The sequence below is a fragment of the Micromonospora sp. NPDC018662 genome (assembly GCF_044391475.1).
Lineage (GTDB): Bacteria > Actinomycetota > Actinomycetes > Mycobacteriales > Micromonosporaceae > Micromonospora.
Window position 1 is genome coordinate 649719 of record NZ_JBISAC010000003.1, and the last position, 24604, is coordinate 674322.

22 protein-coding genes and 1 riboswitch are annotated in these 24604 nt (G+C 73.0%); of the genes, 14 read left to right on the top strand and 8 right to left on the bottom strand.

Going from position 1 to position 24604, the window contains the following annotated elements:
* Positions 1-34 precede the first annotated feature (34 nt).
* From ACH495_RS12485 to ACH495_RS12510, 6 genes are all read left to right on the top strand, one after another.
* On the top strand, positions 35-982 hold the full coding sequence (locus tag ACH495_RS12485) for a lysylphosphatidylglycerol synthase domain-containing protein (protein ID WP_396858048.1): 948 nt from the start codon (positions 35-37) through the stop codon (positions 980-982).
* A gap of 67 nt (positions 983-1049) precedes the next feature.
* Positions 1050-1679, top strand: coding sequence for a GTP cyclohydrolase II (gene ribA / locus ACH495_RS12490; RefSeq protein WP_396857816.1), 630 nt, complete (start codon positions 1050-1052; stop codon positions 1677-1679).
* Positions 1676-2365 (top strand): RibD family protein, encoded by a 690-nt coding sequence (locus ACH495_RS12495; protein WP_396857817.1) that lies wholly within the window; start codon positions 1676-1678, stop codon positions 2363-2365. The genes ribA and ACH495_RS12495 overlap by 4 nt, the downstream gene beginning before the upstream one ends.
* Positions 2366-2456: 91 nt before the next feature.
* Positions 2457-4136 carry an extracellular solute-binding protein gene (locus ACH495_RS12500; protein ID WP_396857818.1) on the top strand — a complete coding sequence of 560 codons (1680 nt, stop codon included), beginning with the start codon at positions 2457-2459 and terminating at the stop codon, positions 4134-4136.
* A complete protein-coding gene (locus ACH495_RS12505) occupies positions 4133-5146 on the top strand; it encodes an ABC transporter permease (RefSeq protein ID WP_396857819.1) in 1014 nt (337 codons plus the stop codon). The genes ACH495_RS12500 and ACH495_RS12505 overlap by 4 nt, the downstream gene beginning before the upstream one ends.
* Positions 5143-6063, top strand: a complete 921-nt coding sequence (locus ACH495_RS12510) for a carbohydrate ABC transporter permease (RefSeq protein ID WP_396857820.1) — start codon at positions 5143-5145, stop codon at positions 6061-6063. Before ACH495_RS12505 ends, ACH495_RS12510 begins: the two co-directional genes overlap by 4 nt.
* On the opposite strand, the gene ACH495_RS12515 is transcribed toward ACH495_RS12510, so the two are convergent.
* The 3 genes from ACH495_RS12515 to ACH495_RS12525 are packed head-to-tail and all read right to left on the bottom strand — an operon-like array spanning position 6064 to position 8479.
* Positions 6064-6807 carry an amino acid ABC transporter ATP-binding protein gene (locus tag ACH495_RS12515; RefSeq protein WP_396857821.1) on the bottom strand — a complete coding sequence of 248 codons (744 nt, stop codon included), beginning with the start codon at positions 6805-6807 and terminating at the stop codon, positions 6064-6066.
* Positions 6804-7583 carry an amino acid ABC transporter permease gene (locus ACH495_RS12520; protein ID WP_396857822.1) on the bottom strand — a complete coding sequence of 260 codons (780 nt, stop codon included), beginning with the start codon at positions 7581-7583 and terminating at the stop codon, positions 6804-6806. The genes ACH495_RS12515 and ACH495_RS12520 overlap by 4 nt, the downstream gene beginning before the upstream one ends.
* Positions 7584-7621: 38 nt before the next feature.
* Positions 7622-8479 (bottom strand): ABC transporter substrate-binding protein, encoded by an 858-nt coding sequence (locus tag ACH495_RS12525; protein WP_396857823.1) that lies wholly within the window; start codon positions 8477-8479, stop codon positions 7622-7624.
* A 244-nt stretch (positions 8480-8723) separates the two neighbouring features.
* A riboswitch (SAM riboswitch) is annotated at positions 8724-8834 on the bottom strand.
* Between the two features lie 122 nt (positions 8835-8956).
* Between ACH495_RS12525 and ACH495_RS12530 the strand changes: the two genes are divergently transcribed.
* The 4 genes from ACH495_RS12530 to ACH495_RS12545 are packed head-to-tail and all read left to right on the top strand — an operon-like array spanning position 8957 to position 12291.
* Positions 8957-9529, top strand: coding sequence for a PadR family transcriptional regulator (locus tag ACH495_RS12530; RefSeq protein WP_396857824.1), 573 nt, complete (start codon positions 8957-8959; stop codon positions 9527-9529).
* Complete coding sequence (locus tag ACH495_RS12535) at positions 9526-11247, top strand: acyl-CoA dehydrogenase family protein (protein WP_396857825.1); 1722 nt, start codon at positions 9526-9528, stop codon at positions 11245-11247. The genes ACH495_RS12530 and ACH495_RS12535 overlap by 4 nt, the downstream gene beginning before the upstream one ends.
* A 50-nt stretch (positions 11248-11297) precedes the next feature.
* Entirely contained in the window at positions 11298-11840 is a 543-nt protein-coding gene (locus ACH495_RS12540) for a GNAT family N-acetyltransferase (RefSeq protein WP_396857826.1), read from the top strand.
* 37 nt (positions 11841-11877) lie between these two features.
* Positions 11878-12291, top strand: a complete 414-nt coding sequence (locus tag ACH495_RS12545) for a type II toxin-antitoxin system Phd/YefM family antitoxin (protein WP_396857827.1) — start codon at positions 11878-11880, stop codon at positions 12289-12291.
* 655 nt (positions 12292-12946) lie between these two features.
* On the opposite strand, the gene pgi is transcribed toward ACH495_RS12545, so the two are convergent.
* Positions 12947-14581, bottom strand: a complete 1635-nt coding sequence (gene pgi, locus ACH495_RS12550) for a glucose-6-phosphate isomerase (RefSeq protein WP_396857828.1) — start codon at positions 14579-14581, stop codon at positions 12947-12949.
* 227 nt (positions 14582-14808) lie between these two features.
* On the opposite strand from pgi, the gene ACH495_RS12555 reads away from it, so the two are divergent.
* Entirely contained in the window at positions 14809-16758 is a 1950-nt protein-coding gene (locus ACH495_RS12555; protein WP_396857829.1) for an ABC transporter ATP-binding protein, read from the top strand.
* 77 nt (positions 16759-16835) lie between these two features.
* Entirely contained in the window at positions 16836-17885 is a 1050-nt protein-coding gene (locus ACH495_RS12560) for an aldo/keto reductase (protein ID WP_396857830.1), read from the top strand.
* 327 nt (positions 17886-18212) lie between these two features.
* Here the strand turns inward: ACH495_RS12560 and ACH495_RS12565 are convergent, their stop codons facing one another.
* A complete protein-coding gene (locus ACH495_RS12565; protein WP_396857831.1) occupies positions 18213-19166 on the bottom strand; it encodes an endonuclease domain-containing protein in 954 nt (317 codons plus the stop codon).
* 256 nt (positions 19167-19422) lie between these two features.
* Between ACH495_RS12565 and ACH495_RS12570 the strand changes: the two genes are divergently transcribed.
* Together ACH495_RS12570 and ACH495_RS12575 are read left to right on the top strand one after the other, a co-directional pair.
* On the top strand, positions 19423-20553 hold the full coding sequence (locus tag ACH495_RS12570) for a hypothetical protein (RefSeq protein WP_396857832.1): 1131 nt from the start codon (positions 19423-19425) through the stop codon (positions 20551-20553).
* Positions 20554-20689: 136 nt separating this feature from the next.
* Positions 20690-21238, top strand: a complete 549-nt coding sequence (locus ACH495_RS12575) for an RNA 2'-phosphotransferase (RefSeq protein ID WP_396857833.1) — start codon at positions 20690-20692, stop codon at positions 21236-21238.
* Here the strand turns inward: ACH495_RS12575 and ACH495_RS12580 are convergent.
* Genes ACH495_RS12580 through ACH495_RS12590 form a run of 3 tightly spaced genes read right to left on the bottom strand, consistent with a single transcriptional unit; the run spans position 21225 to position 24595 of the window.
* Positions 21225-22502, bottom strand: a complete 1278-nt coding sequence (locus tag ACH495_RS12580; protein WP_396857834.1) for a sulfite oxidase — start codon at positions 22500-22502, stop codon at positions 21225-21227. The genes ACH495_RS12575 and ACH495_RS12580 overlap by 14 nt on opposite strands.
* 42 nt (positions 22503-22544) lie before the next feature.
* A complete protein-coding gene (locus tag ACH495_RS12585; RefSeq protein ID WP_396857835.1) occupies positions 22545-23192 on the bottom strand; it encodes a hypothetical protein in 648 nt (215 codons plus the stop codon).
* Positions 23189-24595 carry a selenium-binding protein SBP56-related protein gene (locus ACH495_RS12590; protein WP_396857836.1) on the bottom strand — a complete coding sequence of 469 codons (1407 nt, stop codon included), beginning with the start codon at positions 24593-24595 and terminating at the stop codon, positions 23189-23191. Before ACH495_RS12590 ends, ACH495_RS12585 begins: the two co-directional genes overlap by 4 nt.
* Between the last annotated feature and the right edge of the window lie 9 nt (positions 24596-24604).

The window sequence follows — 24604 nt, forward strand, 5'->3', positions numbered from 1 at the left end:
GGACCGTTTGTCACACGTCGCCGTCGCCGCGCCCGTGCCGGTCCGGCCGCGCCCGGCCCGGGAGCGCTGGGCCTGGACCCGCCGGGCCTGGTTGCGGCCGGCCGCCGGGCTGGCCGTGCTCGCCGCGCTGGTCACGGTCGTGGGCACCGGCCCGTTCCTGGCCGGGCTGCGGCTGATCGACGCGCCGGCGCTCGCCGCCGCGCTCGGCATCGGCGTGGTCACCACCGTGAGCGGCGCCTGGCGCTGGTCGCTGGTGGCCGGCGGGCTGGGCGTACGGCTGCCGATGCGCGCCGCGGTGGCGCACTGCTACCGGGCGATCTTCCTCAACTCCACCCTGCCCGGCGGCGTGCTCGGCGACGTGCACCGGGCGGTCCGGCACGGCCGGGACGCCGGGGACGTGGCCCGGGGGGTCCGCGCGGTGGTCTGGGAGCGTGCCGCCGGCCAGGTGGTGCAGGTGGTCATCGCGGTGGCGGTGCTGGCCGCGTTCCCGTCCCCGGTCCGTCGGTACCTGCCGGTGCTGGCCGCCGTCGGGGTGGTGACCGCGGTGGCGCTGGTGCTGGCGGCCCGCGCGGTGCCCCGCGCCGGGGCGTCCCGCGTCGCCCGGGCGGCGCGTACCGCGCTGGCCGACGTCCGCGCCGGGCTGCTGGGGCGGCGGACCTGGGCCGGTGTGGTGATCGCCTCGACCGTGGTGTTCGCCGGCCACCTGGCCACGTTCGTGGTGGCGGCCCGCACCGCGGGGGCCGACGCGCCGCTGTCCCGCCTGCTGCCGCTGACCCTGCTCGCGCTGCTGGCCATGGCCCTGCCGCTCAACGTGGGCGGCTTCGGGCCGCGTGAGGGCGTCGCCGCCTGGGCGTTCGCGGCGGCCGGCCTGACCGCCGCGCAGGGCGTGGCCACCGGCACCGTCTACGGCGCGCTGGTGCTGGTGGCCAGCCTGCCCGGCGCCGTGGTGCTGCTATTGCGCCCGACCGGCAACTGTCGGTGATCCCGCATACGGTGAGGGTGCGAGGTGTGCGTCGCCGGTCAGCCCGGCGACCGGACGGAGGAGAACCATGGACGAAACCCTGCCCAGCGCGACGGTCCGGACCCGGGTCACGGTCCCGCTTCGGTTCCCCGACGGATATGCCACCACCGCCCTGGTGCACACGTTCCACGGCCTGGCCGACGGCCGGGAGCACCTGGCGTTCGGCCTCGGCGCCTACGCCGACGCCGACCCGCCGCTGGTCCGCCCGCACAGCGAGTGCCTGACCGGTGACGTGTTCGGCAGCCAGCGCTGCGACTGCGGCCCGCAGCTGCGGGAGGCGGTCGAGCGGATCGCCGAGGCCGGTGGTTACCTGCTCTACCTGCGTCAGGAGGGGCGGGGCATCGGTCTGTACGCCAAGCTCGACGCGTACGCCCTCCAGGACGACGGCCTGGACACGTACGAGGCGAACCTGGCGCTCGGTCGGGGCGCCGACGAGCGGGACTACACGGTGGCCGCGCAGATGCTCGCCGCGCTGGGCGTGGACCGGGTGGCCCTGTTGAGCAACAATCCGGACAAGGTGGCCCAACTCGAACGGCTGGGCGTCACGGTGGCCGACCGGGTGGTCACCGGCGTGCACCTGTCCCCGGCGAACGCCGACTACCTGGCGGCCAAGGTCACCCGCGCCGACCACGCCCTCGACCTGCCGTTCGTGCCGTGACCACCCGCCCGTACGTGCTGCTGAGCTGCGCGATGTCGATCGACGGTTACATCGACGACGCGACCACCGAGCGACTGCTGCTCTCCAACGACGACGACCTGGACCGGGTCGACGCGACGCGGGCCGGGTGCGACGCGATCATGGTGGGTGCGGCCACGGTCCGCCGCGACGACCCCCGGCTGCTGGTGCGCAGCGATCGGCGGCGTGCCGAGCGGGTGGCGCGGGGCCTGCCCCCGTCGCCGGTGAAGGTGACGGTCACCGGCAGCGGCGACCTCGACCCGGCGGCCCGGTTCTTCACCGTCGGCGAGGGCGCCAAGCTGGTCTACTGCCCGAGCGGGGTGGTGGAGAAGGCCCGGGAGCAGGTCGGCGCGGTGGCTACCGTGGTCGACGCCGGTGAGCCGGTCACCCCGGAGGTGGTCGTCGCCGACCTGGCCGGGCGCGGGGTCGGCCGGTTGATGGTGGAGGGCGGCGGCACCATGCACCGCCAGTTCCTCACCGCCGGCCTCGCCGACGAGCTGCATCTGGTGGTTGCGCCGTTCTTCGTGGGGGACGGCCGGGCGCCCCGGTTCGTGGGGGAGGGCCGCTTCCCCTGGCACCCGGGTCGTCGCGCCCGGGTGGTCGAGGTGCGCCAGATCGGCGACGTGGTGCTCACCCGGTACGCGCTCTCCGACCGCTGCCGAGCCTGACGGACGGTCCCGGTTCGCTCTTGTGCAAGCTCACGGTCGAAGTTAGTTTGTTGCTCATCCATACGAATGCATCCCTCCCGAAGGGGTATCGATGAGCGTGCACCACCCCGATCCCGGCGCCACCCGCCGCCGCTTCCTCGGCCTGGTCGGTCTCGGCGTGGCCGCCACCGCCGGCGGCCCGCTGCTCGCCGGCTGCTCCGAGAAGCCGACCGGTTCCGGCGGCGCCCAGCAGCTCGACGCCGTCTCCGGCGTGCTGCCGACGCGCAAGGACCTGGCCGGCGCCGTCAAACCCGACATCGTCGGCACCCGGCCGGTGCCCGACGGCTACACCAGCTACCCGGCCACCCTGGTCGACGCCATCACCGACAAGCCCGGCACCAGTGGCAAGCAGGTCACCGCGATGACGCCCGCCTGGGGCCCGGCGCCGCCCGGCGTCGCGCAGAGCGCCTACCTCCAGGCGGTCAACGCCGAGCTGGGCACGCCCGTCACCTTCACCATCCAGGACGGCAACACCTACGCCGACAAGCTCAACGCCATGTTCGGCGCCCGGGACGTGCCGGAGCTGGTCTGCGTGCCGGGGTGGGAGGTGGAGAAGATCCCGCGTTTCGCCGAGGCGATCAAGGTGCTCTTCGAGGACCTCACCGACCACCTCAAGGGCGACGCCGCCAACGCGTACCCGATGCTGGCCAGCTTCCCGACCGGCGCCTGGCGCGAAGCGGTCTGGAACGGGCGGCTGATGGCGGTGCCCAACCCCACCGACGGGCCGTTCCCCTGGGCGCTGTTCGCCCGCAAGGACCTGCTCGACGCGCGCGGCCTCGCCGTGCCGAGCAACCTCGACGAGCTGCTCACCATGGCCAAGCAGGTCACCGACCCGGCGCGCAAGGTGTGGGCGTTCGACGACGTCTTCGCCATGATCCAGATGTTCCACAAGGTGCCCGGCTCCAACGGTGGCTGGCGGCTGCGCTCCGACGGGACGCCGGAGTTCAAGTACGAGACCCCGGAGTTCCGCCGGGCGCTGGAGGTGATGGTCCAGGTCTACAAGGACGGTCTGGTCCACCCGGACGTCGTGGCCAGCAAGGGCGCGGACGCCAACACGCTGTTCGCCAAGAACGGCGCCATCGTGTTCAAGCAGGCCGGCGTCGGCTTCTGGCAGGGCGCCCAGGCCGAGCACCAGAAGACCAACCCGAAGCTCAACATCCAGCCGGTGCCGATCTTCTCCGCCACCGGCGGCGACCCGCTCGTCTGGGGCGACGACAAGCCCATCTCCTTCACCTTCATCAAGAAGGGCGTCGGCAAGGAGCGGATCGAGGAGCTGCTGCGGATCATCAACTGGTGCTCCGCGCCGCTGGGCAGCCAGGAGGCGCAGCTCCGCGACTTCGGCGTCGAGGGAAAGCACCACACCAAGTCGCCGAACGGTCCGGTGAAGACCGACCTGGCGTTCAAGGAGATCGCCAACCAGTACTTCTTCATCAGCGGCCGTAACCCCACCATCGGGCCCTACCCGGACACCCCCCGCTACGTCCAGGACGTCCTGAACTACTCCAACCAGATGGTCACGTTCATGGAGAAGGACCCCTGGGACGGCGTCAAGCTGGAGATGCCGGCCGCCTACAAGGCCAACCAGGTGCCGACCGAGGACAAGTTCACCGACATCCAGCGCGGCCGCCGCCCGCTCGGCGACGTGGACGCCATCGTCGCCGAGTGGAAGGCCAACGGCGGGGAGGAAGCCCGCAAGCTGCTCGCCGACTCGCTGCCCAAGGGGGCCAAGTGAGCGAGCCGGCCGTCGCGGTCGGGCCCGCACGGGCCCGACCCGGCGACCCGGCCCCACCGGCCCGTACGCCCCGCCGTCGCCGGGTGCCGCTGCGCACCCGGCTGCGCCGGGACTGGCAGTTGCTGGCCATGGTGGCGCCCGGCTTCCTGGTGCTGCTGATCTTCAGCTACCTGCCGATCGCCGGCAACGTCATCGCGTTCCAGGACTACAACCCCTACCTGGGCGACAACCCGTGGTCGGCGTTCACGCACAGCAACTGGATCGGCTTCGGCCAGTTCCAGCTCCTCTTCGACGACCCGGCGTTCTGGGACGCGTTCCGCAACACCCTCGCCATCACCGCGTTCCAGCTGGTGTTCTTCTTCCCGCTGCCGATCCTGCTGGCGGTCATGCTGCACAACCTGCTCTCCAGCCGGCTGCGCGGGTTCGTCCAGACCATCGTCTACCTGCCACACTTCTTCAGCTGGGTGCTGGTGATCAGCTTCTTCGTCGCCATGCTCGGCGGGGCCGGGTTGCTGGCGCAGACCATGCGCGACGCCGGCATGCAGCCGTGGAACGTGATGACCAACCCGGACACGTTCATCGTGCTGGTCACCGCCGAAGCGGTCTGGAAGGACGTGGGCTGGGGCACCATCGTGTTCCTGGCCGCGCTCTCCACCATCGACCAGAACCTCTACGAGGCGGCCGCCGCGGACGGCGCCGGACGGTGGCGGCGGCTCTGGCACATCACGCTGCCCGGCCTGCGCCCGGTGATCATCCTGCTGCTCATCCTGCGCCTCGGCGACGCGCTCTCGGTCGGTTTCGAGCAGTTCCTGCTGCAACGCGACGCGGTCGGCCGGCAGGCCGCCGAGGTGCTCGACACCTTCGTCTACCACTTCTCCATCGCCACCGGGAACTACGGCTACGGCGCGGCGGCCGGCCTGTTCAAGGCCGTCATCGGCCTGGTGCTCATCCTGGCCGCGAACCGGGTGGCGCACCTGCTCGGCGAACGAGGGATCTACTCGAAGTCATGACCGTGACCATCCGCCGGCCATCCGGCACGCGCCCCCGCCGCCCGGTGTGGGAGGAACCACCGACCCCGGTCGGCCAGGGGTTCAAGGCGCTCCTGCTCACCCTGCTGGTGCTCGGAGTGCTCTTCCCGCTCTGGGTGGTGCTGGTGACCAGCCTCTCCTCCCGCCAGACCATCGCCGACGCCGGCGGCCTGGTGGTGGTGCCGAAGGGGATCGACACCTCGGCCTACCAGACCATCCTCGCCGGCGGGGCGGTCACCCGGGCGCTGTGGATCAGCACGCTGGTCACCGTGTGCGGCACCGCGATCGCACTGACCGTCACCGTGCTCGCCGCGTACGGGCTGTCCCGGCCGGGCTCGCTGGGCCACCGCTGGCTGCTGGCGTACTTCCTGATCCCGTTCCTGCTCTACCCGCCGCTGGTGCCCCGCTACCTGGTGGTCACCGGGCTCGGGCTGAAGGACACCATCTGGGCGCTGGTGCTGCCGCCGGCGATCAGCGTGTTCAACCTGGTCGTGGTGCGCGGGTTCGTCCAGGGCATCCCGCAGGAGCTGCTGGACAGCGCCCGCATCGACGGCGCCAGCGACTTCCGTACGCTGGGTCGGATCGTGCTGCCGCTGTCCCGCGCGGTGATCGCCGTGGTCGGGCTCTTCTACGCGGTCAGCTACTGGAACGTCTGGTTCGACGCGCTGCTGTTCATCGACCGCAACGACATGTACCCGATCCAGCGGGTGCTCCAGAGCTACCTGCTGGCCGGGCAGGCGCCGCACACCTCCGGCGGCACCACCGGGGTGACCATGCCGCCGACCGAGGCGATCAAGATGGCGGTGGTGGTGCTGACCGTCGCGCCGATCGTCGCGGTCTACCCGTTCATCCAGCGGCACTTCATCAAGGGCGTGCTGATCGGCGCGGTGAAGGGCTGATCAGAGCACCTGGGACAGGAACCGTCGCAGCCGGGGGTGTTGGGGAGCCTCGAACACGGCGGCCGGCGACCCCGCCTCCAGCACCACGCCGGCGTCCATGAACGCGACGGTGTCGGCGACGGTGCGGGCGAAGCCCATCTCGTGCGTGACCACCACCATGGTCATGCCGGCGGCGGCCAGGTCGGCCATCACCGCGAGCACGCCCTTGACCAGCTCCGGGTCCAGCGCCGAGGTGGCCTCGTCGAAGAGCATCACCTGCGGTCGCAGCGCGAGCGCCCGGGCGATGGCGACGCGCTGCTGCTGGCCGCCGGAGAGCTGCGCCGGCCGGGCGTCGGCCTTCGCGGCCAGGCCCACCAGGTCGAGCTGGGCGCGGGCGAGCGCGACCGCCTGGTCCTCGTCGAGCTTCTTCAGCTTCCGCAGCGCGAGCGTGACGTTGCGCAGCACGCTCAGGTGCGGGAACAGGTTGAACTGCTGGAACACCATGCCGATCCGCTGTCGCAGCGCGTCCGGGTCGTCGCGCAGCACGCTGCGGCCGTCCAGCAGCACGTCGCCCCGGTCCGGCTCGATCAGCCGGTTGATGGTGCGCAGCAGCGTGGACTTGCCGGAACCGGACGGCCCGATCACACAGGCGGTGCCGCCCCGGGCCACGTCCAGGTCGGCGCCGCGCAGCACCCGGTGCGCGCCGAACGCCAGGTGCACGTCGCGGACGGCGAGGCTGACCGAGGTGGCGGTGCTGGTGCTCATCGCGGGTCCCTTCCGGTCGGGGTGACGCCGGCCGGCGTCAGGTCGGGTTCGGGCTCGGGCGGCGGGGCGGTCGGGCGGCCCTGGCGCAGCCGGCGGTCCAGCCAGTTGACCGCGTGCGTCAGCGGCACGGTCAGCAGCAGGTAGCACAGGCCGGCCAGCAGCAGCGCGGACTGGTTGCCGGTGTTCGCCGCGTAGTCCTGGCCGATCCGGAACAGCTCGCGCTGGCTGGCCAGCAGGCCGAGGAAGTAGACCAGGCTGGAGTCCTTGATCAACGCGATGAGCTGGTTGACCCAGGCGGGCAGCACCCGGCGTACGCCCTGCGGGATGACCACCAGGCGCATCGACTCGGCCCAGGAGAAGCCGAGGGCGCGGGCGCCCTCCAACTGGGCGGCCTCCACGCTCAGGATGCCGGCCCGGAAGATCTCGCCGAGGTAGGCGGCGGCGATCAGCGACAGCGCCAGCACGCCCAGCGGGTAGGGGTTGGGGCCCCACACCGCCATGCCCAGCGGCGCCAGGCCGACGCCGATGAGCAGGATGGTGGCCGCGGCCGGGAGGCCGCGGAACACGTCGGTGTAGACCCGGGCCGGCCACCGCAACCATCGGGTACGCGAGATGCCGGCGACCGCCAGCAGCATGCCCAGCACCGAGCCGAGCAGGGCGGCGGAGACCGCCAGGAGCAGCGTGTTGGGCAACCCGACGGTCAGCATCTCGGGCAGCGCCTCGCGCATCGAGTCCCAGTCGAAGAACGTCTCCCAGAGGGTGCTCAGTGGATCCATGGTTCCTCCGTCCGCCCCGCTCGTGTCCGGCTGTCCGCTCAGGAGGCGGCCGACGGCGAGGGCGTCGCCACCGAGCCGCTGCCGGGCGTGAAGTCGGCCGGGATCGGCCGTCCGGGGTAGTACTGCGCCTGGAGCTTGCTCCACGTCCCGTCCGCGATCACCTCGTCGAGGCCCTTGTTCAGCGCCTCGCGCAGCTTGTCGTTGCCCTTGGCCACGGCGTACGCGGTGGGGGCCGTGCTGAGCTGCTTCGCCGCGACCTTGATCTTGCCGGTGCTGTCGGCCGCCGACTTGTCGCCGATCTCGGCGGGCGCGATCCAGGCGTCGGCGGTGCCGGCCTTGAGCTGGTTGACCGCGCCGTTGTAGTCGGGCACCCGCACCGGGTCCAGGTTCTGCCGGGTGGCGAAGTCGTCCTGCACGGTGCCCTGGACCACCACCACCCGCTTGCCGGCGAGCTGGTCGAAGCCGGTGATCGGGGAGCCGGCCGGCACGTCCAGGCCGAAGTAGCCGAAGTCGTAGCCGTTGCCGAAGTCCACTGTCTTCTTCCGCGCCTCGGTGACCGTGATCGAGGAGCTGCCGACGTCGAACTTGCGGTTGTTGACCTGGGAGAGCAGGGCGGAGAAGTCGGTGCCGACGAACTCCACCTCGAGGCCCACCTTGCCGGCGACGGCGCGCAGCAGGTCGTTGTCGAAGCCGGTGAACTCGCCGTCCTTCAGGTAGACGTTCGGCGGGGCGTCGGTGAGCGTGCCGGCCCGGATCACACCGGGTCGGAGCAAGCCGTACGGGTTGTCGGCCTGGTCGGCGGCGTCACCGCCGCCGCAGGCGGTCAGCGCGCTGGCGGCGAGCACGGCGGCGGCGCCGAGCGCGGCGACGCGGGTCAGGACGGTACGGATACGCACGATGTCTCTCCAGAGTGGACGAACACGCGGGACGCGTGTCGGTGCCGGCGCCGCCGGGCACGGCGGAGCCGGGAAGGGTGGATCGGGAAGAGGGTGGAACGCCTGCTCAGCGCGCGTCGCGACAGCTGTCGCTGCACACCCGCATCAGGTCGACGTGGCGGCGCTTGACCAGCGCGAGGCCGGCCCGGGTGAGGGGTGGTGCGAACATGGGTCTCCCTGGTCCGTCGGTGCTGACCTGGGTGCCAGGCCACGCTTGCACCGGCGGCTGCCGGTGCCTGGTCCTCACCCGGAGCACCCCACCGTGGTGGAGGGTTGCCGGCCAGCGAGCCGGGGCTTGACGCTGGCGCTCATGACCTGCCGAAAGGCTAGCAGCACCGGGTCGCCGGCCGTCCAGCCGTTATGACCACCCTCACGCGCCGTGCCTTACCGCCCGGCTGGGTCTTGCTATGCAACAAGGTGCATAGCAAGATGGCCGGCATGTCGCTGGAGCACGCCATCCTCGTCTCGCTGCTGGAGCAGCCCGCCTCCGGCTACGAGCTGGCCCGGCGCTTCGACCGCTCGATCGGGCGCTTCTGGACCGCCACCCACCAGCAGATCTACCGCGTGCTCAAACAGATGGCCGGGGACGACCGGATCACCGGTGTCGAGGTCGGCCAGGAGAGCCTGCCGGACAAGACGGTCTGGTCGGTCACCCCGGCCGGCCGGGCCACGCTCGTCGACTGGCTGCACGCCCCGGTGCGCCCGGAGGCGGTGCGACACGAACTGGCCGTCAAGATCCGTGGCGCCGCGTTCGACGACGCGGCCGGGCGCGCCACGCTGGTCACCGAGGTCGAGCGCTACCGCGCCGACCACGAGGCCGTCCTCGCCGGCTACCTGGCCGGCGAACGCCGCGACTTCCCGCACCCCGACCCACCCGACGCCCGCGCGGCGCTCCAGCACGTGGTGCTGCGCGGCGGCATCGCGTACGAGCGGATGGTGCTGGCCTGGCTGGACGACGTCCTGGCCACCCTCCGCGACCTCGACCTCGACCCGGAAAGGCCCTCCGCGTGAGCGACCCGCTGCTGTTCCACCCGCACCGCTACGACCCCGCCGACCTCGACGAGACCTCGCGGCGGCTGCTGCGCGCCACGATCGACTGGTTCGAGACGCGCGGCAAGCGCGCCCTGGTCGACAGCTACCACGCCCGCGAGTGGTACGCCGACTTCCTCGACTTCGCCGCCCGGGAACGCCTCTTCGCCACGTTCCTCACCCCGGCCGCCGACGGCGGCGACGACGCCGACAAGCGCTGGGACACCGCCCGCAACGCCGCGCTCAGCGAGGTCCTCGGCTTCTACGGGCTCGGCTACTGGTACACCTGGCAGGTCACCGTGCTCGGCCTCGGGCCGGTGTGGTCCAGCGGCAACGCCGCCGCCCGGGCCCGCGCCGCCGAACTGCTCGACCAGGGCCACGTGATGGCGTTCGGCCTCTCCGAGCGGCCGCACGGCGCCGACATCTACGCCACCGACATGCTGCTCACCCCCGACGGCGCGGGTGGTTTCCGGGCCACCGGCGGCAAGTACTACATCGGCAACGGCAACGTCGCCGGCCTGGTCTCGGTCTTCGGCCGGCGCGCCGACGTCGAGGGCCCCGAGGGGTACGTGTTCTTCGCCGCCGACAGCCGGCACCCGGCGTACCGGCTGGTCCGCAACGTGGTCGCCGCCCAGATGTACGTCTCCGAGTTCCGGCTGGAGGACTACCCGGTCCGGGCCGAGGACGTGCTGCACACCGGGCCGGCCGCGTTCGACGCCGCGCTGAACACGGTCAACGTCGGCAAGTTCAACCTCTGCACCGCGTCCATCGGCATCTGCGAGCACGCCATGTACGAGGCGGTCACCCACGCCCACGGCCGGGTGCTCTACGGCCGGCGGGTCACCGACTTCCCGCACGTGCGCCGCGAGCTGACCGACGCGTACGCCCGGCTGGTCGCGATGAAGCTGTTCAGCGACCGGGCGGTCGACTACTTCCGCTCGGCCGGCCCGGACGACCGGCGCTACCTGCTGTTCAACCCGATGACCAAGATGAAGGTCACCACCGAGGGCGAGAAGGTGATCGACCTGCTCTGGGACGTCATCGCCGCCAAGGGCTTCGAGGCCGACACCTACTTCGACAAGGCCGCCAAGGACATCCGCGGCCTGCCGAAGCTGGAGGGCACCGTGCACGTCAACCTGGCACTGATCCTGAAGTTCATGCCCAACTATCTGTTCCGGCCGCAGCCGCACCCGCCGGTGTCGACCCGGCGGGACGCGGCCGACGACGCGTTCCTGTTCCGGCAGGGCCCGGCGCGCGGCCTCGGCGCGATCCGCTTCCACGACTGGCGCGCCGCGTACGACGCGCACGCCCACCTGCCGAACGTGGCCCGGTTCCGGGAACAGGCCGACGGGTTGGTCACGCTGCTCGCCACGCACGCGCCGGACGAGACGCAGCAGCGCGACCTGGACTTCCTGCTCACCATCGGCCAGCTCTTCGCGCTCGTGGTCTACGGGCAGCTCGTCCTGGAGCAGGCGGAGCTGACCGGTCTCGACCCGGACCTGCTCGACGAGATCTTCGACCTGCTGGTGCGGGACTTCTCCGGCTACGCCACCGAGCTGAACGGCAAGCCGGCCACCACCGACGAGCAGGCCGCCTGGGCGCTCGCCCACGTCCGCCGCCCGGTGGTCGACGCCGACCGCACGGCCCGGGTGTGGCAGCGGGTGGCCGACCTGGCCGGCGAGTACGAGATGCGGCCGTGAGCGGCGGAATCGGCGCGCGCGACGGCCCGCCCGACCGGTAGGTTGCACGGATGTTCGCGCTTGCCCTGACCGACGACGCCGAGCTGCGACCGTTGCAGCCCTGGCACGCCGACGAGTTCCTCGCCAACCTCGACCGCTGCCGGGAGCACATCGCGCCCTGGGTCGGTGCGTCGTTCGTGGCCACCGACGCCGAGTCGGCCCGCCGCGTCCTCCAGGCGTACGCCGACCGGTGGGCCCGCGACGACGGCGGGATCTGGGGCATCTGGCAGCGCGGCACGCTCGTCGGCGGCGTACTGCTGGTGTCGCTGAGCACCGCGCGCGGCGTCTGCGAGGCCGGCTGCTGGCTGGAGGCGGACGCCCAGGGGCAGGGCCTGGTCACCCGGGCTGCCCGGGTGGTCGTCGACTGGGCGGTCCGGGAGCGCGGCATCCACCGCGTCGAGTGGGTGACCCGGGCCGGCAACGAGCGCAGCATCGCGGTCGCCCGCCGGCTCGGCATGCGCCGCGACGGCGTGCTGCGAGGCGCCGCGCCGGCGCCGGAGGGCCGGGCCGACATGGAGGTCTGGTCGGTGCTGGCACCGGAGTGGACGGCCTGACCGGCTTTTTGTCACACCCGGACGTCAACATGTGTCCATGGCTGTCCCCGCACTGGCCGACCGGTCCCCCCAGCCGCGCGCCCTGCCGCTGCGCGAGGTCCGCACCCGGCTCACCCAACTCGTCTCCCTCGCCGAGCTGACCGACACCGTCACCGTCGTCACCCGCGACGGCGATCCCCGCCCGATCGCCGCGATCGTGCCGGCCCCGGCCGCCCGCACCGGGGCCCAGGCCCGCGCCGACGCGGAGCGGGTCGCCGCGATCAGCGCCGGCTGGGCCCGCCGCCTGGAGGAGCTGCACCGGCAGTCCAGCCGGCGGCACGCGGCCGAGTTGCGGGCCCTCACCGACGCGCTCGCCGAGGCGTGGGCCGAGCTGGATCGGCGCGCGCCGGCCGGCGACGCGGCGCTCGGCCGCCTCCGCGCCGCCCACGCCGACCTGCTGCGCCGCCCCTGACCCCCTCCGCGCCGCCCACGCCGACCTCCTGCGCCGCCCCTGACCCCCTCCGCCCCGCCCCGCCCCGCCGATCTTGGACTTGTGGTGCCAGGAATTGTCCCGTTCAGACCGTTATCTGAAGTGCCACAACTCCAAGATCGACCGGATGGGCGGGCGGGGCGCTGGGTCCAGCGTCGCCCGGCAGTCGGGTGGAACGCCATGGGTGTCTAGCGGGCCCTGACACACCCGTGCTGTTCCACTCACGGGCAGGCTGGGGCCTGAGTGGAACGCCATGGGTGTCTACGGCGCCCTGACTCACCCGTGGCGTTCCATCCAGGGCACCGAGGGGGTGGTCACCGACGTGAGGCACCTCGACCCGGCCAGCCCGCCCACGTCTGGAAGAGCCCGACGGCGGTCTCGGCGGCGGTGCGGCGCGGCAGTCGGCGCGGCGGTCGGTCCGGCAGCGTCCCGGCCAGGTGCGGGGCAGTGCCCTTGCCCCGCACCTGTCGCCGCGCCCGCTCGAACGCCCGGGCGCGGCGGCTCGTCGAGCTGGTGGCGGGTGGTGATCACGAAGCAGCGGGATTGCGCGCCGTGGAACGGCGCGCGGAACCCCGGGTCGACGGTGGTGCTGCCGCGACGCCCGGGCGGTCCGGCCGCCCGGGCGTCATCGGCCGGGTCAGTCGCGGCCGCGCTCGGCGCGGTAGCGGCGGATCAGCTCGGCGGTGGAGGTGTCCACCTCGGCCAGGTCCGGATTCCGTCCGGTGAGCTTCGGGGCGAGCTGGTTGGCCATCACCTTGCCCAGCTCCACGCCCCACTGGTCGAAGGCGTTGATGTCCCAGACCGCGGCCTCGGTGAAGACGATGTGCTCATAGAGCGCGATGAGCTGGCCCAGCGTCGCCGGGGTGAGCTTCGGGGCCAGGATCGAAGTGGTCGGGTGGTTGCCGGCCATCACCCGGTGTGGCACCACCTCGGCGGCGGTGCCCTCGGCCTCCACCTGCTCCCGGGTCCGCCCGAAGGCCAGCGCGGCGGTCTGGGCGAAGAAGTTCGACATGAACAGGTCGTGCATGTCGCCCAGGTCGTGGTTGGGCCGGCTGAACGCGATGAAGTCCGCCGGGACCAGCCGGCTGCCCTGGTGGATGAGCTGGTAGAAGGCGTGCTGGCCGTTGGTGCCGGGCTCGCCCCAGAAGATCTCCCCGGTCGGGTACGTCACCGGGGAGCCGTCGACGCGTACCGACTTGCCGTTGCTCTCCATGGTCAGCTGCTGGAGGTAGGCGGGGAACCGGTGCAGATACTGCGCGTACGGGAGCACGGCGTGCGTCTCCGCGCCGAGGAAGTCCGTGTACCACACGTTGAGCAGCCCGAGCAGCGCCGGCACGTTGCGCTCGACCGGGGTGGAGCGGAAGTGCTCGTCGACGGCGTGGTAGCCGGCCAGCATCTCGCGGAATCGGTCCGGGCCGATCGCCAGCATCACCGACAACCCGACCGCCGACGGCAGCGAGTAGCGGCCGCCCACCCAGTCCCAGAAGCCGAACATGTTCTCCGGGTCGATGCCGAAGTCGCGGACCCGCTGCTCGTTGGTGCTGACCGCGACGAAGTGCCGGGCGACGGCGTCGTCGTCGGCGTCCAGCCCGGCGAGCAGCCAGCGCCGCGCCTGGTCGGCGTTGGCCAGCGTCTCCTGGGTGGAGAACGTCTTCGAGACCACCACGAACAGGGTGCTCGCCGGATCCAGGTCGGTGGTCTTGTCGTGGATGTCGGTCGGGTCGATGTTGGACACGAACCGGCAGCTGATCCCCGCGTCCCGGTACGCCTTCAACGCTTCGTACGCCATCACCGGGCCGAGATCGGAGCCGCCGATGCCGATGTTGACCACGGTGGTGATCCGCTCGCCGGTGTGGCCGCGCCACCCGCCGGAGCGTACCCGGTCGGCGAACGCCGACATCCGATCCAGCACGGCGTGCACGTCGGCGACGACATCCTGGCCGTCCACCCGCAGCGAGGCGTCCCGGGGCAGGCGCAGTGCGGTGTGCAGCACGGCCCGGTCCTCGGTGACGTTGATGTGCCGGCCGGCGAACATGGCCGCGATCCTCTCGGTCAGGCCGACCCGCTCGGCGAGCGCGGTGAGCAGCGCGACCGTCTCGTCGGTGACCAGGTTCTTGCTGTAGTCCACGTGCAGGTCGGCGACCTCGCCGGTGAGCCGTTCGCCCCGCTGCCCGTCGGCGGCGAAGAGGTCGCGCAGGTGGGTGGCGCGCATCGCCTCGGCGTGCTTGCGCAGCGCCTGCCATTCGTCCGTGGTGGTGACGTCCACAGCCATCGGGTCGATCTTCTCCTTCACGACGGGGCGGTCGGCGGGCCTTCGCCGGCGACCCCACCAGCCTGCCACCAGCGGCCGGTTGTCGCGACGCGACCCGACGGTCACCCACCCGGTGGGCGCGTCCGGCGCGACACGCGCTTGCGACACCTGTTCGACACGCCGTCACTGGCTGACATCGACAGATCGCCGAAAGTAATATCCTGCTGCCGATCGTCGCAGGAGGTGTCATGGCCGGGGTGGTCCATCCGCGTGCCGCGTCCGACCCGTCGGAGCCGGCCGAGCCGGCCGGTGAGTCGGCGCTGCCGGAACTTGTCGATCCGCACTGGATGCACCGCGCGACCGAGCTGGCCGAGACCGGGTTCTGGTCGGTGGCCCGTCGGCTGCCCGAGCTGGTGCGCGAGGCGATCAGCCTGGCCTGGTCGAGCAGCCGCCGGGACACCGCGGCCTCGCTCGGCCTAAACGTCGCCGCCGGCGTGCTCACCACGCTCGGCCTGCTCGCCACCACGGGCGTACTCCAGCAGCTCTTCGCGGCCGGTCCGACCCCGACGCGGATCCGCGCGGCGGTGCCCGCCCTGGCGCTGGCCGCGGCGGCCGTCACCGCACGCGGCGCGCTCACCGTCGCCGCCGGGTGGGCGCAGGCCCGGCTCATTCCGCAGATCAACTACACGGTCGAGCAACGTCTGTTCGAGACGACCTCCGAGGTCGAGCTGGCGGCCTTCGACGACGCCGGTTTCGCCGAGGAGATGGACCGCGCCCGCGACCGGGGGGTGGCGGAGGCGGGGTCGCTGGTCAACGACACGGTCAACCTGGTCACCGGCGTGGTCGGCGTGGTGGCCACCGCGACGGCGGTGACCATCATCCATCCGCTGCTGCTGCCCTGTCTCCTCACCGCCGCCGTCCCGGAGGCGGTGACGGCGGTGCGGATGGCCCGCCGGCAACGTGTCGACTGGCTCGCCCGGATCACCCGACGCCGGCGCAAGTGGATGCTGGGCGACCTGATGGCCAACCGGCACACCGCAGCCGAGATCCGGGCCTACCAGATGCGCGACTTCCTGCTCTCGGAATACCGGCTGATGACACGTCTGGAGACCGGCGCCGAGCTGCGGCTGGCCCGCGCCCAGACGGTCACCCGGGCGCTCGGCCTCTCCGTCACCGGGCTCGCCACGTTCGGGCTCTACCTGGTGCTCGGTGGCCTGCTGCTCACCGGTGTGGTCGCGCTCGCGGCGGCCGCCACCGCGCTGCTCGCCCTGCAGTCCGCGCGCGGCAGCCTGCGTACCGCGATCTTCGCCACCAACTCGCTCTACGAGGACGCCCTCTACTACCAGGACTACCGCGACTTCGTCGACCGGGCCGGTCGGCGGGTCCCGACCGGCGGTGAGCGGCCGGTCGACGGGCTCGACCGGATCGACCTCCATCGGGTCAGCCTGCGCTACCCGGACACCGAGGCCGCCGCCGTCGACGAGGTCAGCCTCAGCTTCCGGCGCGGCGAGGTGGTCGCCCTGGTGGGGGAGAACGGCTCCGGCAAGACCACGCTGGCCAAGCTGATCGCCGGCCTCTACCGGCCCACCGGCGGCAGCATCCACTGGGACGGCGTGGACGCCGCCGAGCTGGACCCGCGGCAGACCGCCGCCCAGGTCGCGGTGATGAGCCAGGACTGGTGGAAGTTCCCGTTCACCGCCGGGCAGAACATCCGCGTCGGCCGCCACGACCGGGTCGGCCGGGCCGGCCCCACCGTGGAGACCGCCGCCCGGGACGCCGCCGCGCACGACATGATCAGCGAGCTGCCCTTCGGGTACGAGACGTTGCTGGACCGGCAGTTCAAGAACGGTCAGGACCTGTCCGGCGGGCAGTGGCAGCGGCTGGTCGCCGCACGTGGCCTCTACCGAGACGCCCGGCTGCTGATCTGCGACGAGCCCTCCGCGGCGCTGGACGCCCGCGCCGAGCACGCCCTCTTCCAGCACCTGCGCCGGCACCCGGACCGGGCCGTCGTGCTGATCACCCACCGGCTCGCGAACGTCCGGCACGCCGACCGGATCTTCGTCATGGACCACGGCCGGCTGGTGCAGTCCGGCGACCACGACACGCTGATGGCTCAGGACGGGCCCTACCGGGAGCTGTTCGAGTTGCAGGCGTCCGGCTACCTGGCCGGCGCCGGCGGGCCCGCCGCCGACCGTTGACTTCCAGCGCACTCGAACCCCTACCGTGACCGGACCGGCCGCCGCCCGGTCAGCGCGGCGTCACCCCTGGAGTCCTCATGCGCTATCGCGTCCTCGGCGGCACCGGCATCGAGGTCAGCGTCCACTGTCTCGGCACCATGATGTTCGGCGCGGTCGGCAACCCCGACCACGACGACTGCGTGCGGATCGTGCACGCGGCCCTGGACCGTGGCGTCAACGTCGTGGACACGGCCGACATGTACTCGGCGGGGGAATCCGAGGTGATCGTCGGCAAGGCGCTGCGGGGCCGGCGTGACGACGTGGTGCTCGCCACCAAGGTGCACTTCCCGATGGGCGAGGGGCCCAACCGGGGCGGCAACTCGCGACGCTGGATCGTCCGGGAGGTCGAGGAGAGCCTGCGCCGGCTGGGCACCGACTGGATCGACCTCTACCAGGTCCACCGGCCCGACCACACCACAGACGTCGAGGAGACGCTCGGGGCGCTCACCGACCTGGTCCGGGCCGGCAAGATCCGCGCGTTCGGCTGCTCGACGTTCCCCGCCGACGAGATCGTGGAGGCGCAGCACGTCGCCGAACGGCGGGCACTCGGCCGGTTCCGCACCGAGCAGCCGCCGTACTCGATCCTGGCCCGCGGGATCGAGACGTCGGTGCTGCCGGTCTGCCGCCGTCACCGGATGGGCGTGCTGGTCTGGAGCCCGCTGGCCTCCGGCTTCCTGTCCGGGCGTTACCGGCGGGACCGGCCGGTCGACCTCGGCACCGGCCGACCGGCGCTCACCCCGGCCCGGTTCGACCCGGCGCTGCCCGGCAACTCCGCGAAGTACGCAGCCGTCGAGGACCTGGCGACGCTCGCCGACGAGATCGGTTGCACGCTGCCGCAACTCGCGGTGGCGTTCACCGCGGCGCACCCCGCGGTCACCTCCACCATCATCGGACCGCGCACCATGGACCAGTTGGACGCGCTGCTCGCCGGCGCGACGCTGACGCTCGACGACGCGGTGCTCGACCGAATCGACGAGATCGTGCCGCCCGGGGTGAACCTCTACCAGCCGGACGGGGCCTGGTCCCTGCCGGCGCTCACCGACCCCACCCTGCGCCGCAGGCCCTTGCGGGAGCGCGCCGCGGCCTGACCACCCGCTCCGCGGCGCCTGCTCTCGCCCGACCGCCCGTTCGTTCGCGCGCCGCCGTCCGTCCGCCGTCCTTCCGCCCGTCCGTCGGTCCGCCCGCCGCCCGTCGCCCGTCGCCCGCCGCCGTGCTCGCTGTTGACGCCCGCCCGACAACCCCCCGATAGCACGCCCGCTCGTAGTGCTAGCGCCTCCGGGAGGGCCATGCAAGCTGTTCACCGACCGCCGTCCGTAGATCTTGGTGCCAAACGGCCCCCATAGGGGGCCCCATAGGGGGCCATTTTCTTCCAAGATCTCAAGAACCGCCAAGATCTGAAGAACGGAAGCAGTGGCTCATCCGGGCCAGCCGGCGGCTCGGAGGGCGGCTCGTAGCTGGTCGATCACCGCTTCCGGGTCGTCGCGTAGGGCCCAGGAGGGGAAGCGGAGGATGCGGTCGCCCTCGATCCAGAGGTCGTTCTGCCGGCGCGTGTCCGCCCAGGCGTGTGCCGGGTCGAGATGCTGCCCGCCGTCGATCTCGACGTGCACCCGCCACTCGTCGAAGTAGGCGTCGAGGTAGCGTCGCCGGCCCGCGGCGTCGCGCCGGACCACCTGGCGGGTTGGTTCGGGCAGGCCGGCGCGACGCACGAGGTCGAGCAGGGTCAACTCGCCCAGCGAGTGCGCGCCGCCGGCCGCGTCCGTGGCGGTGGTCAGCAGGAGTCGCCGGCGGCGGACTCGTGGCATCCGGCTCAGCACCTCGTGCAGGTCGTCACCGCCGACCAGCCGCTGCTGGAACGCCGCGGCGACGATCGCTCGGGCCTGCGCGTCGGTAGGTGTCCACTGGGCCGCGTCGATGACCGAGCGCGCAGCCGTTGTCCGGGGAGGTTGGCCGACCCGCACCACGTCCTCGTCGGGTAGGTGGGTGGTCCGGTGTGCGCGCACCCCGGCCGGGAGCGGAGCACGACGGCAGGTGGCGGGCAGGAGCAGATGGATGACGCGGTCCGGAAACCCCCGAAGGCCACCCGCCTGGGCGGCGGTGATGCCGCCGAGCAGCGCGGTCGGGCCGGCGGCCAGCACCGCGATCCACCGGAGCTGAGCGGGACCGACGGGGCCGTTGTGCGCGACGAGAACAGCACGGTGAGCGTGACGCCATCGACCGGTCGTCACCCGGTGCCGGATCGCCTTGCGCGTGAGATGTGCCTGTGCCTGGCCGAGGCTGAGCACGTCGTCCTGACGGAACAACAACCAGGTCAACTCGTCCGCGTCGTCCGATGGCAGCGCCCGCCGCATCCCCGCCCAGGAATTCCCCACCCCCCAAGGCTGCCGTCCACAGGAGCCGCCGCGCGCCCCCTGTGGACAACGCTCGTAGATCGTGGAAGAAAAGGGCCCTGGGAGGGGCCGATTCCTTCCAAGATCTACGTCGATCCTGTCATTTGGATCAGCTGTCCCGGATAGTGAGGGCGCTGGACGATCTGCCGGGGCGGGGCGGGGCGGGGCGGCATCGAAGGGCGGGCGGCCAGATCGGGCTGGTTGCTGGGGGACGGCAGGTTGGGGCAGGATCGCCGGAATGCTCCGTCCCCGCCCTCGCCGCGCCGCCGTCGTCGCTGTGCTGGCCCTGCTCACCGCCGGCTGCTCCGCGTCCGGGGCTGATCCCGCGGCGCCCGGAGCCACCGCCACGGCGGACGCCTCCACCGCTGGTGGTGCCGCCTCCACCGCTGGTGGTGCCGCGTCCACTGCGGCGCCCGGGTCCACCGGCGTGACGCCGGGCGCGTTGTCAGCCTCGGCCGTGGCGGGCGCCCGAGCTGGCATCGGCGCCCGGCCGAGCCCAGCCGCGCGGCCCTGCACCGTCTTCCCGGCGGAGAACGTCTGGCACGCCGACGTCTCCCGGCTGCCGGTGCACTCCCGGTCGGCCGCGATGGTCGGCGCGATCGGGGCCGGCGCGAACGTGCACGCCGACTTCGGCTCCGGGCAGTGGGAGGGCGCGCCGATCGGAATCCCGGTCACCGTCGTCCCGGCCGGGCAGCGGAAGGTTCCGGTCACCTTCGGGTACGCCGACGAGAGCGACCCGGGGCCGTACCCGCTCCCGCCCGACGCGAAGGTGGAGGGTGGCCCGTCCGGCACCGGCGACCGGCACGTGATCGTCTGGGACCGGGCGGCCTGCCGGGCGTACGAGCTGTTCGACGCGCACCGGTCCGGTAGCGGCTGGCGGGCCGGCTCGGGTGCGGTCTTCGACCTGCGGTCGAACCGGATGCGCCGGGCGGGCTGGACCTCCGCCGACGCGGCCGGGCTGTCCGTGCTGGCCGGGCTGGTCCGCTACGACGAGGTGGCGGCCGGCCGGATCGACCACGCGATCCGGGTGACGGTGCCGCGTACCCGCACCGGGTGGACGTGGCCGGCCAGCCACTCCGCCTCGTCGGCCACCGACCCGGCGTTGCCGCAGCTCGGCCAGCGGCTGCGGCTCAAGCGCTCGGTCGACCTGTCCGGGCTGCCCCGGCAGGCCCGGATCGTGGCCGAGGCGATGCGGACCCACGGGCTCATCGTGGCCGACCACGGCTCGGCCTGGTACCTCTCCGGCGCACCGGACCCGCGCTGGGACAACGACGCACTGCATGCCCTGGACCGCCTGCGCGGCAGCGACTTCGAGGTGGTGGACGCCGCCAGCCTGATGGCCGACCCGAAGTCGGCCGCCGTCCGCTGAGTCGGCTGCCGTCCGCTGAGTCGGCTGCCGCGCCGTGGCAGTCTGCCGCTGATCGGTTTCGGTCGCGGCAAGCCGCCGGGCGGTGTGCCGCGACAACCCGGTCGACGTCGTCCGGGCGAGCGTCCACACTGTCGGGATGGAACAGCGCGACCTGGTCCGGGTGAGCAAGCGGATGTCGCTGGCGTTGCGCCACCGACCCGACCGGTTCGGCCTGACCCTCGACCGGGCCGGCTGGGTGCCGGTCACCGACCTGCTCGCCGCGATGCGGATCGACCGTGCCGAGCTGGACGCCGTGGTGTCCGGCAACGACAAGCAGCGCTTCGCGGTCGAGCCCGGCCCGGACGGGGTCGACCGGATCCGCGCCAGCCAGGGGCACTCCGTCTCCGTCGACCTCGGCCTCAGCCCGGCCGACCCGCCGGGCCGGCTCTTCCACGGCACCGCCGCGGACGTGCTGCCCGCCATCCGGGCGCAGGGGCTGCGCCGGGGGCGTCGGCACCACGTACACCTGTCGGTGGACGTGCCGACGGCCCGGCGGGTCGGCGCGCGGCGGGGCGGCGCGGTGGTGGTGTTGGCGGTCGACGCCGCCGCGATGGCCGCCAACGGCTACCTCTTCTACCGCTCCGCGAACGGGGTGTGGCTGACCGACACGGTGCCGCCGGGCTACCTGACCGTCAGCACGCCGTGACCGGGTGCGCCACCACGGCGTCGAAGAGGTACGCGAGCGTGTTCGGGTCGGCCCGCTCGGGCTGGCCGGCGCCGGTGCGGTCGGTGGCGCGGGCCCGCAGCGTGTGCCGGCCGGCGGTCGGTGGGCGCCAGCGCGCCGTCCAGCGCTGCCAGGGGCCGCCCCGGTCGGCGGCCACCAGGTCGGCCGCGCGCCACCCGTCACCGGTGTCCACCTCGACCCGCTCGATCGGGCCGTTGCCGGACCAGGACCGGCCGCGCAGCAGCAGCTCCTCGCCGACCGGCACCCGGGCGTCCCAGGCCAGCTCGAACGCGCTCTTCACCGGCTGCGCGCCGAGCACCGTGCCACCGTCCGGGTGACCGGGGCCGAACAGGCGGTAGAACTGGGTGTTCCACGGTGAGAAGAGCGGCGTGGTGGAGACCTCCACCGGTCCCACCCACTTGATCGAGGAGATGCCGATCCAGCCGGGCACCACCACCCGCACCGGGAAGCCGTGGTCGGCGGGCAGCGGCGCGCCGTTCATCTCGTACGCCAGCAGCACGTCGTCGAGCGCCTTGGCCACCGGCAGCGGCCGGCGGACCCGGCCCAGGTCGACCCCGCCGGTGACGTAGTTCGGGTCGAGGCCCTCGGGCATCACGTCGACCGCGTCGTCGCGCAGCCCGGCCCGGCGCAGCACCGTGCCGAGCCGCACGCCGCGCCAGCGGGCCACGCCCACGCCGCCCAGCCCCCAGGCCACGCCCGGGGCCGGCTCGCCCTGCTGCTCGGCGAAGAACCGCCGCCCGTTGCCGGCGCACTCGACCAGCGCGGTGCTCTCCTCGGCCGGCAGCCGGCGCAGCTCGTCGAGGCCGAACTCGACAGGCGCGGTCCGGGTGGGCGCGCCGCGCAGCCCGTCGCCGAACAACGACAGTCGCCAGGTGGCCGGGTCGAGCCGCGGCGTGACGGTGTGGTTGCGGACGAAGAAGCGGTCCGTCGGGACCACGTACCCCTGACCGGCCATCGCCGACCAGCGCATCTCGGCGTTGGTGTCCAACCGGTGCAGCAGCTCCGGCGGCAGCGGCTTGGCGATCGGCGGGTCGACGCCGACCGGGACGGCGGTCACCGCGACCGGCTCGCGTTCCGCGGCGGCGGCGGTGACCGCGGCCATCGCGGTGCCCAGTTCCCGCAGCGCGTCGCGGTCGACGCCCGCGCCGTACGCCTCGCCGGCGAGCCACTGCCGGCTCCGCTCGGCGTCGTGGACGGTTTCGGCGGGGGACGGGACACGACTCATGGGTGACCTCCGGGGCTCGGCGACGCTGCCTTTCCTATTAAATCAGTAGGAGTTTGCTGCGCCGAGCAGCGTCACCACACCGGCCGCCACCAGCACGCCGGCCCACAGCCGGTCGACGTTGAACCAGGCACGGCGCAGCACACCGACGCCGAGCACCTCGTACACCAGCAGCGCGACCGCCAGCGCGACACCGAGCATGGCAGCGGTGTGTACGGCCGCCGCGGCCAGCCCGGTGACCGCGCCGGCCGGCGCGGCGGCCAGGTGCCCGGCGTGCGGCCCGCCGCCGACCGCCGGTTCGGCGAGCAGCACCGGCAGCAGCATCAGGCCCGCGCCGTGCGCCGCCGACATCAGGAACGACCAGGCGGTGAGCTGGGCCGCCGACAGCCGCATCCCGGCCCAGCGGAAGTGCCGGTCGGACAGCAGCCGCCACAGCCCGAACCCGACCAGCAGCACCCCGCCGCCCACCGCGACCGCCGTGCCGGCCGTCGCCGAGCGGGTCGCGCTGACCAGCGCGGCGACCACCGCCACCGACGCCAGGTGGCCGGCCGCGATCGGCGGCAGCGCGGCCAGCAGCGCGGCCCGGCGGCGCTCCTGGAGGCCCCGGGCCACCGCGAACAGCCAGCCCATCGCCGGGTTCAGGCCGTGGAACGCGCCGAGGCCGGCCAGCGCCGCCCAGGTCGCGCCGGTCACGGGAAGCAGTACGAGTCGGACGAGGCGTCGCCGCCCTGCAACCGGGTCTGGTGCACCCGCCGGCCGCGGAACTCGTCCCCGCGCGGGAAGAAGCGCGGGTCCGGGACGAGGCCGCCGTGTTCCGGGTCGACGTCCAGCTTCGCCACCCAGGCGCCCACCCCGTCCGGATAGAACTGGTCGTCCCACGCCCCGTAGAGCGAGTTGCTGACGTAGACGCGGCGGCCGTCGCGGCTGATCTCCACCATCTGCGGGCCGCCGGCCAGCGGCTCGTCCGGGAACGCCGGGTGCGGGGTGCGGGCGACGATGCCGCCGAGGCGCACCGAGCCGACCCGCACCGGGTGGAACGGGTCGCTGACGTCGTAGCGGATCAGCTCGCCGGTGCCCCAGCAGGAGACGTGCAGGAACCGGTCGTCCACCGACAGGTCGATGTCGGTGACCAGCGGCGGCACCGCCCCGAACGGCTTGAGCAGCTCGGGCAGGTCCGCCGCGTCGGCCGGCTCGGCCGGGATGTCGATCACCTTGGTCACCGCCCAGGCGTCGCCGTCGCGGTGCCACAGCCAGATCGAGGCGGACAGGTCCTCGACGCTGATCACCACGCCGACGAAGCCGTACGACTTCGTCGGGTCGTGCGCGGGGCGCAGCTCCAGCGGCATCTGGTAGGCGTCGCCGAGGTCGACGCGCTGCACGTGCCGGCGTTTCGCCAGGTCCCAGAAGTGCAGCGCGTGCCCGTAGCGCCGGCCCAGCAGCAGCTCGCCGACGATGCCGTCCTCGATCATCGACGGGGTGCCCCACTCGCTGGTGACCAGCACGTCCTGCGTGTAGTGCCACCAGAAGTCGTACGCCAGGAACTGCGGCCCCCGGTCGGCCTCCCACGCGCCGCGTACCTCGAACGTGGTGTGGTCCAGCACCGCGATGCCGCCCGGCCCCTCCGCACCGTCGGCCCCGCCGAGCGCGGAGACGTAGATGCCGTCCGGCCCGCAGTGCACGGTGTGCGGGCGGGAGTACCCGGCGCGATCGCCCAGCTCCTTCGCCTCGATCACCTTCACCAGCTCGGGCCGGCGCGGGTCCGGCCCGGTGTCCAGCACGTGGATGCGGGACGACCGCAGCCCGGGCACGATCAGGTAGCGGCGTTCCACGTGCGGGTGCGGCGCGGTCGGGCAGAGCGCGCTGCTGCACGCGTTCCAGCCGAAGTGGTGCAGCTCGTCGCCGGTGTGCGGCAGCTCGGTCCAGCCCACCACCCGGCCGTACGTGTCGGAGTCCGGGTCGGTGTCCAGCACCGCGATGGCGTCCGGTTGCCGCCCGGCGCGGTCGAACGCGGCCACGTACGCCAGCTTCTCGGCCGGCGCGGCGGCGGCCAGCGTGGGGGAGGGGTAGAACGTCGGGTCCGGGGTCCAGCGGGTCATCGGTGCTCC

Coding starts and splice junctions, on each gene's coding strand:
- ACH495_RS12520 (WP_396857822.1), bottom strand. CDS start 7,583: ATGGATCCACTGAGCACCCTCTGGGAGACGTTCTTCGACTGGGACTCG.
- ACH495_RS12555 (WP_396857829.1), top strand. CDS start 14,809: ATGGCCGGGGTGGTCCATCCGCGTGCCGCGTCCGACCCGTCGGAGCCG.
- ribA (WP_396857816.1), top strand. CDS start 1,050: ATGGACGAAACCCTGCCCAGCGCGACGGTCCGGACCCGGGTCACGGTC.
- ACH495_RS12570 (WP_396857832.1), top strand. CDS start 19,423: ATGCTCCGTCCCCGCCCTCGCCGCGCCGCCGTCGTCGCTGTGCTGGCC.
- ACH495_RS12530 (WP_396857824.1), top strand. CDS start 8,957: ATGTCGCTGGAGCACGCCATCCTCGTCTCGCTGCTGGAGCAGCCCGCC.
- ACH495_RS12515 (WP_396857821.1), bottom strand. CDS start 6,807: ATGAGCACCAGCACCGCCACCTCGGTCAGCCTCGCCGTCCGCGACGTG.
- ACH495_RS12575 (WP_396857833.1), top strand. CDS start 20,690: ATGGAACAGCGCGACCTGGTCCGGGTGAGCAAGCGGATGTCGCTGGCG.
- ACH495_RS12545 (WP_396857827.1), top strand. CDS start 11,878: ATGGCTGTCCCCGCACTGGCCGACCGGTCCCCCCAGCCGCGCGCCCTG.
- ACH495_RS12560 (WP_396857830.1), top strand. CDS start 16,836: ATGCGCTATCGCGTCCTCGGCGGCACCGGCATCGAGGTCAGCGTCCAC.
- ACH495_RS12590 (WP_396857836.1), bottom strand. CDS start 24,595: ATGACCCGCTGGACCCCGGACCCGACGTTCTACCCCTCCCCCACGCTG.
- ACH495_RS12580 (WP_396857834.1), bottom strand. CDS start 22,502: ATGAGTCGTGTCCCGTCCCCCGCCGAAACCGTCCACGACGCCGAGCGG.
- ACH495_RS12500 (WP_396857818.1), top strand. CDS start 2,457: ATGAGCGTGCACCACCCCGATCCCGGCGCCACCCGCCGCCGCTTCCTC.
- ACH495_RS12510 (WP_396857820.1), top strand. CDS start 5,143: ATGACCGTGACCATCCGCCGGCCATCCGGCACGCGCCCCCGCCGCCCG.
- pgi (WP_396857828.1), bottom strand. CDS start 14,581: ATGGCTGTGGACGTCACCACCACGGACGAATGGCAGGCGCTGCGCAAG.
- ACH495_RS12540 (WP_396857826.1), top strand. CDS start 11,298: ATGTTCGCGCTTGCCCTGACCGACGACGCCGAGCTGCGACCGTTGCAG.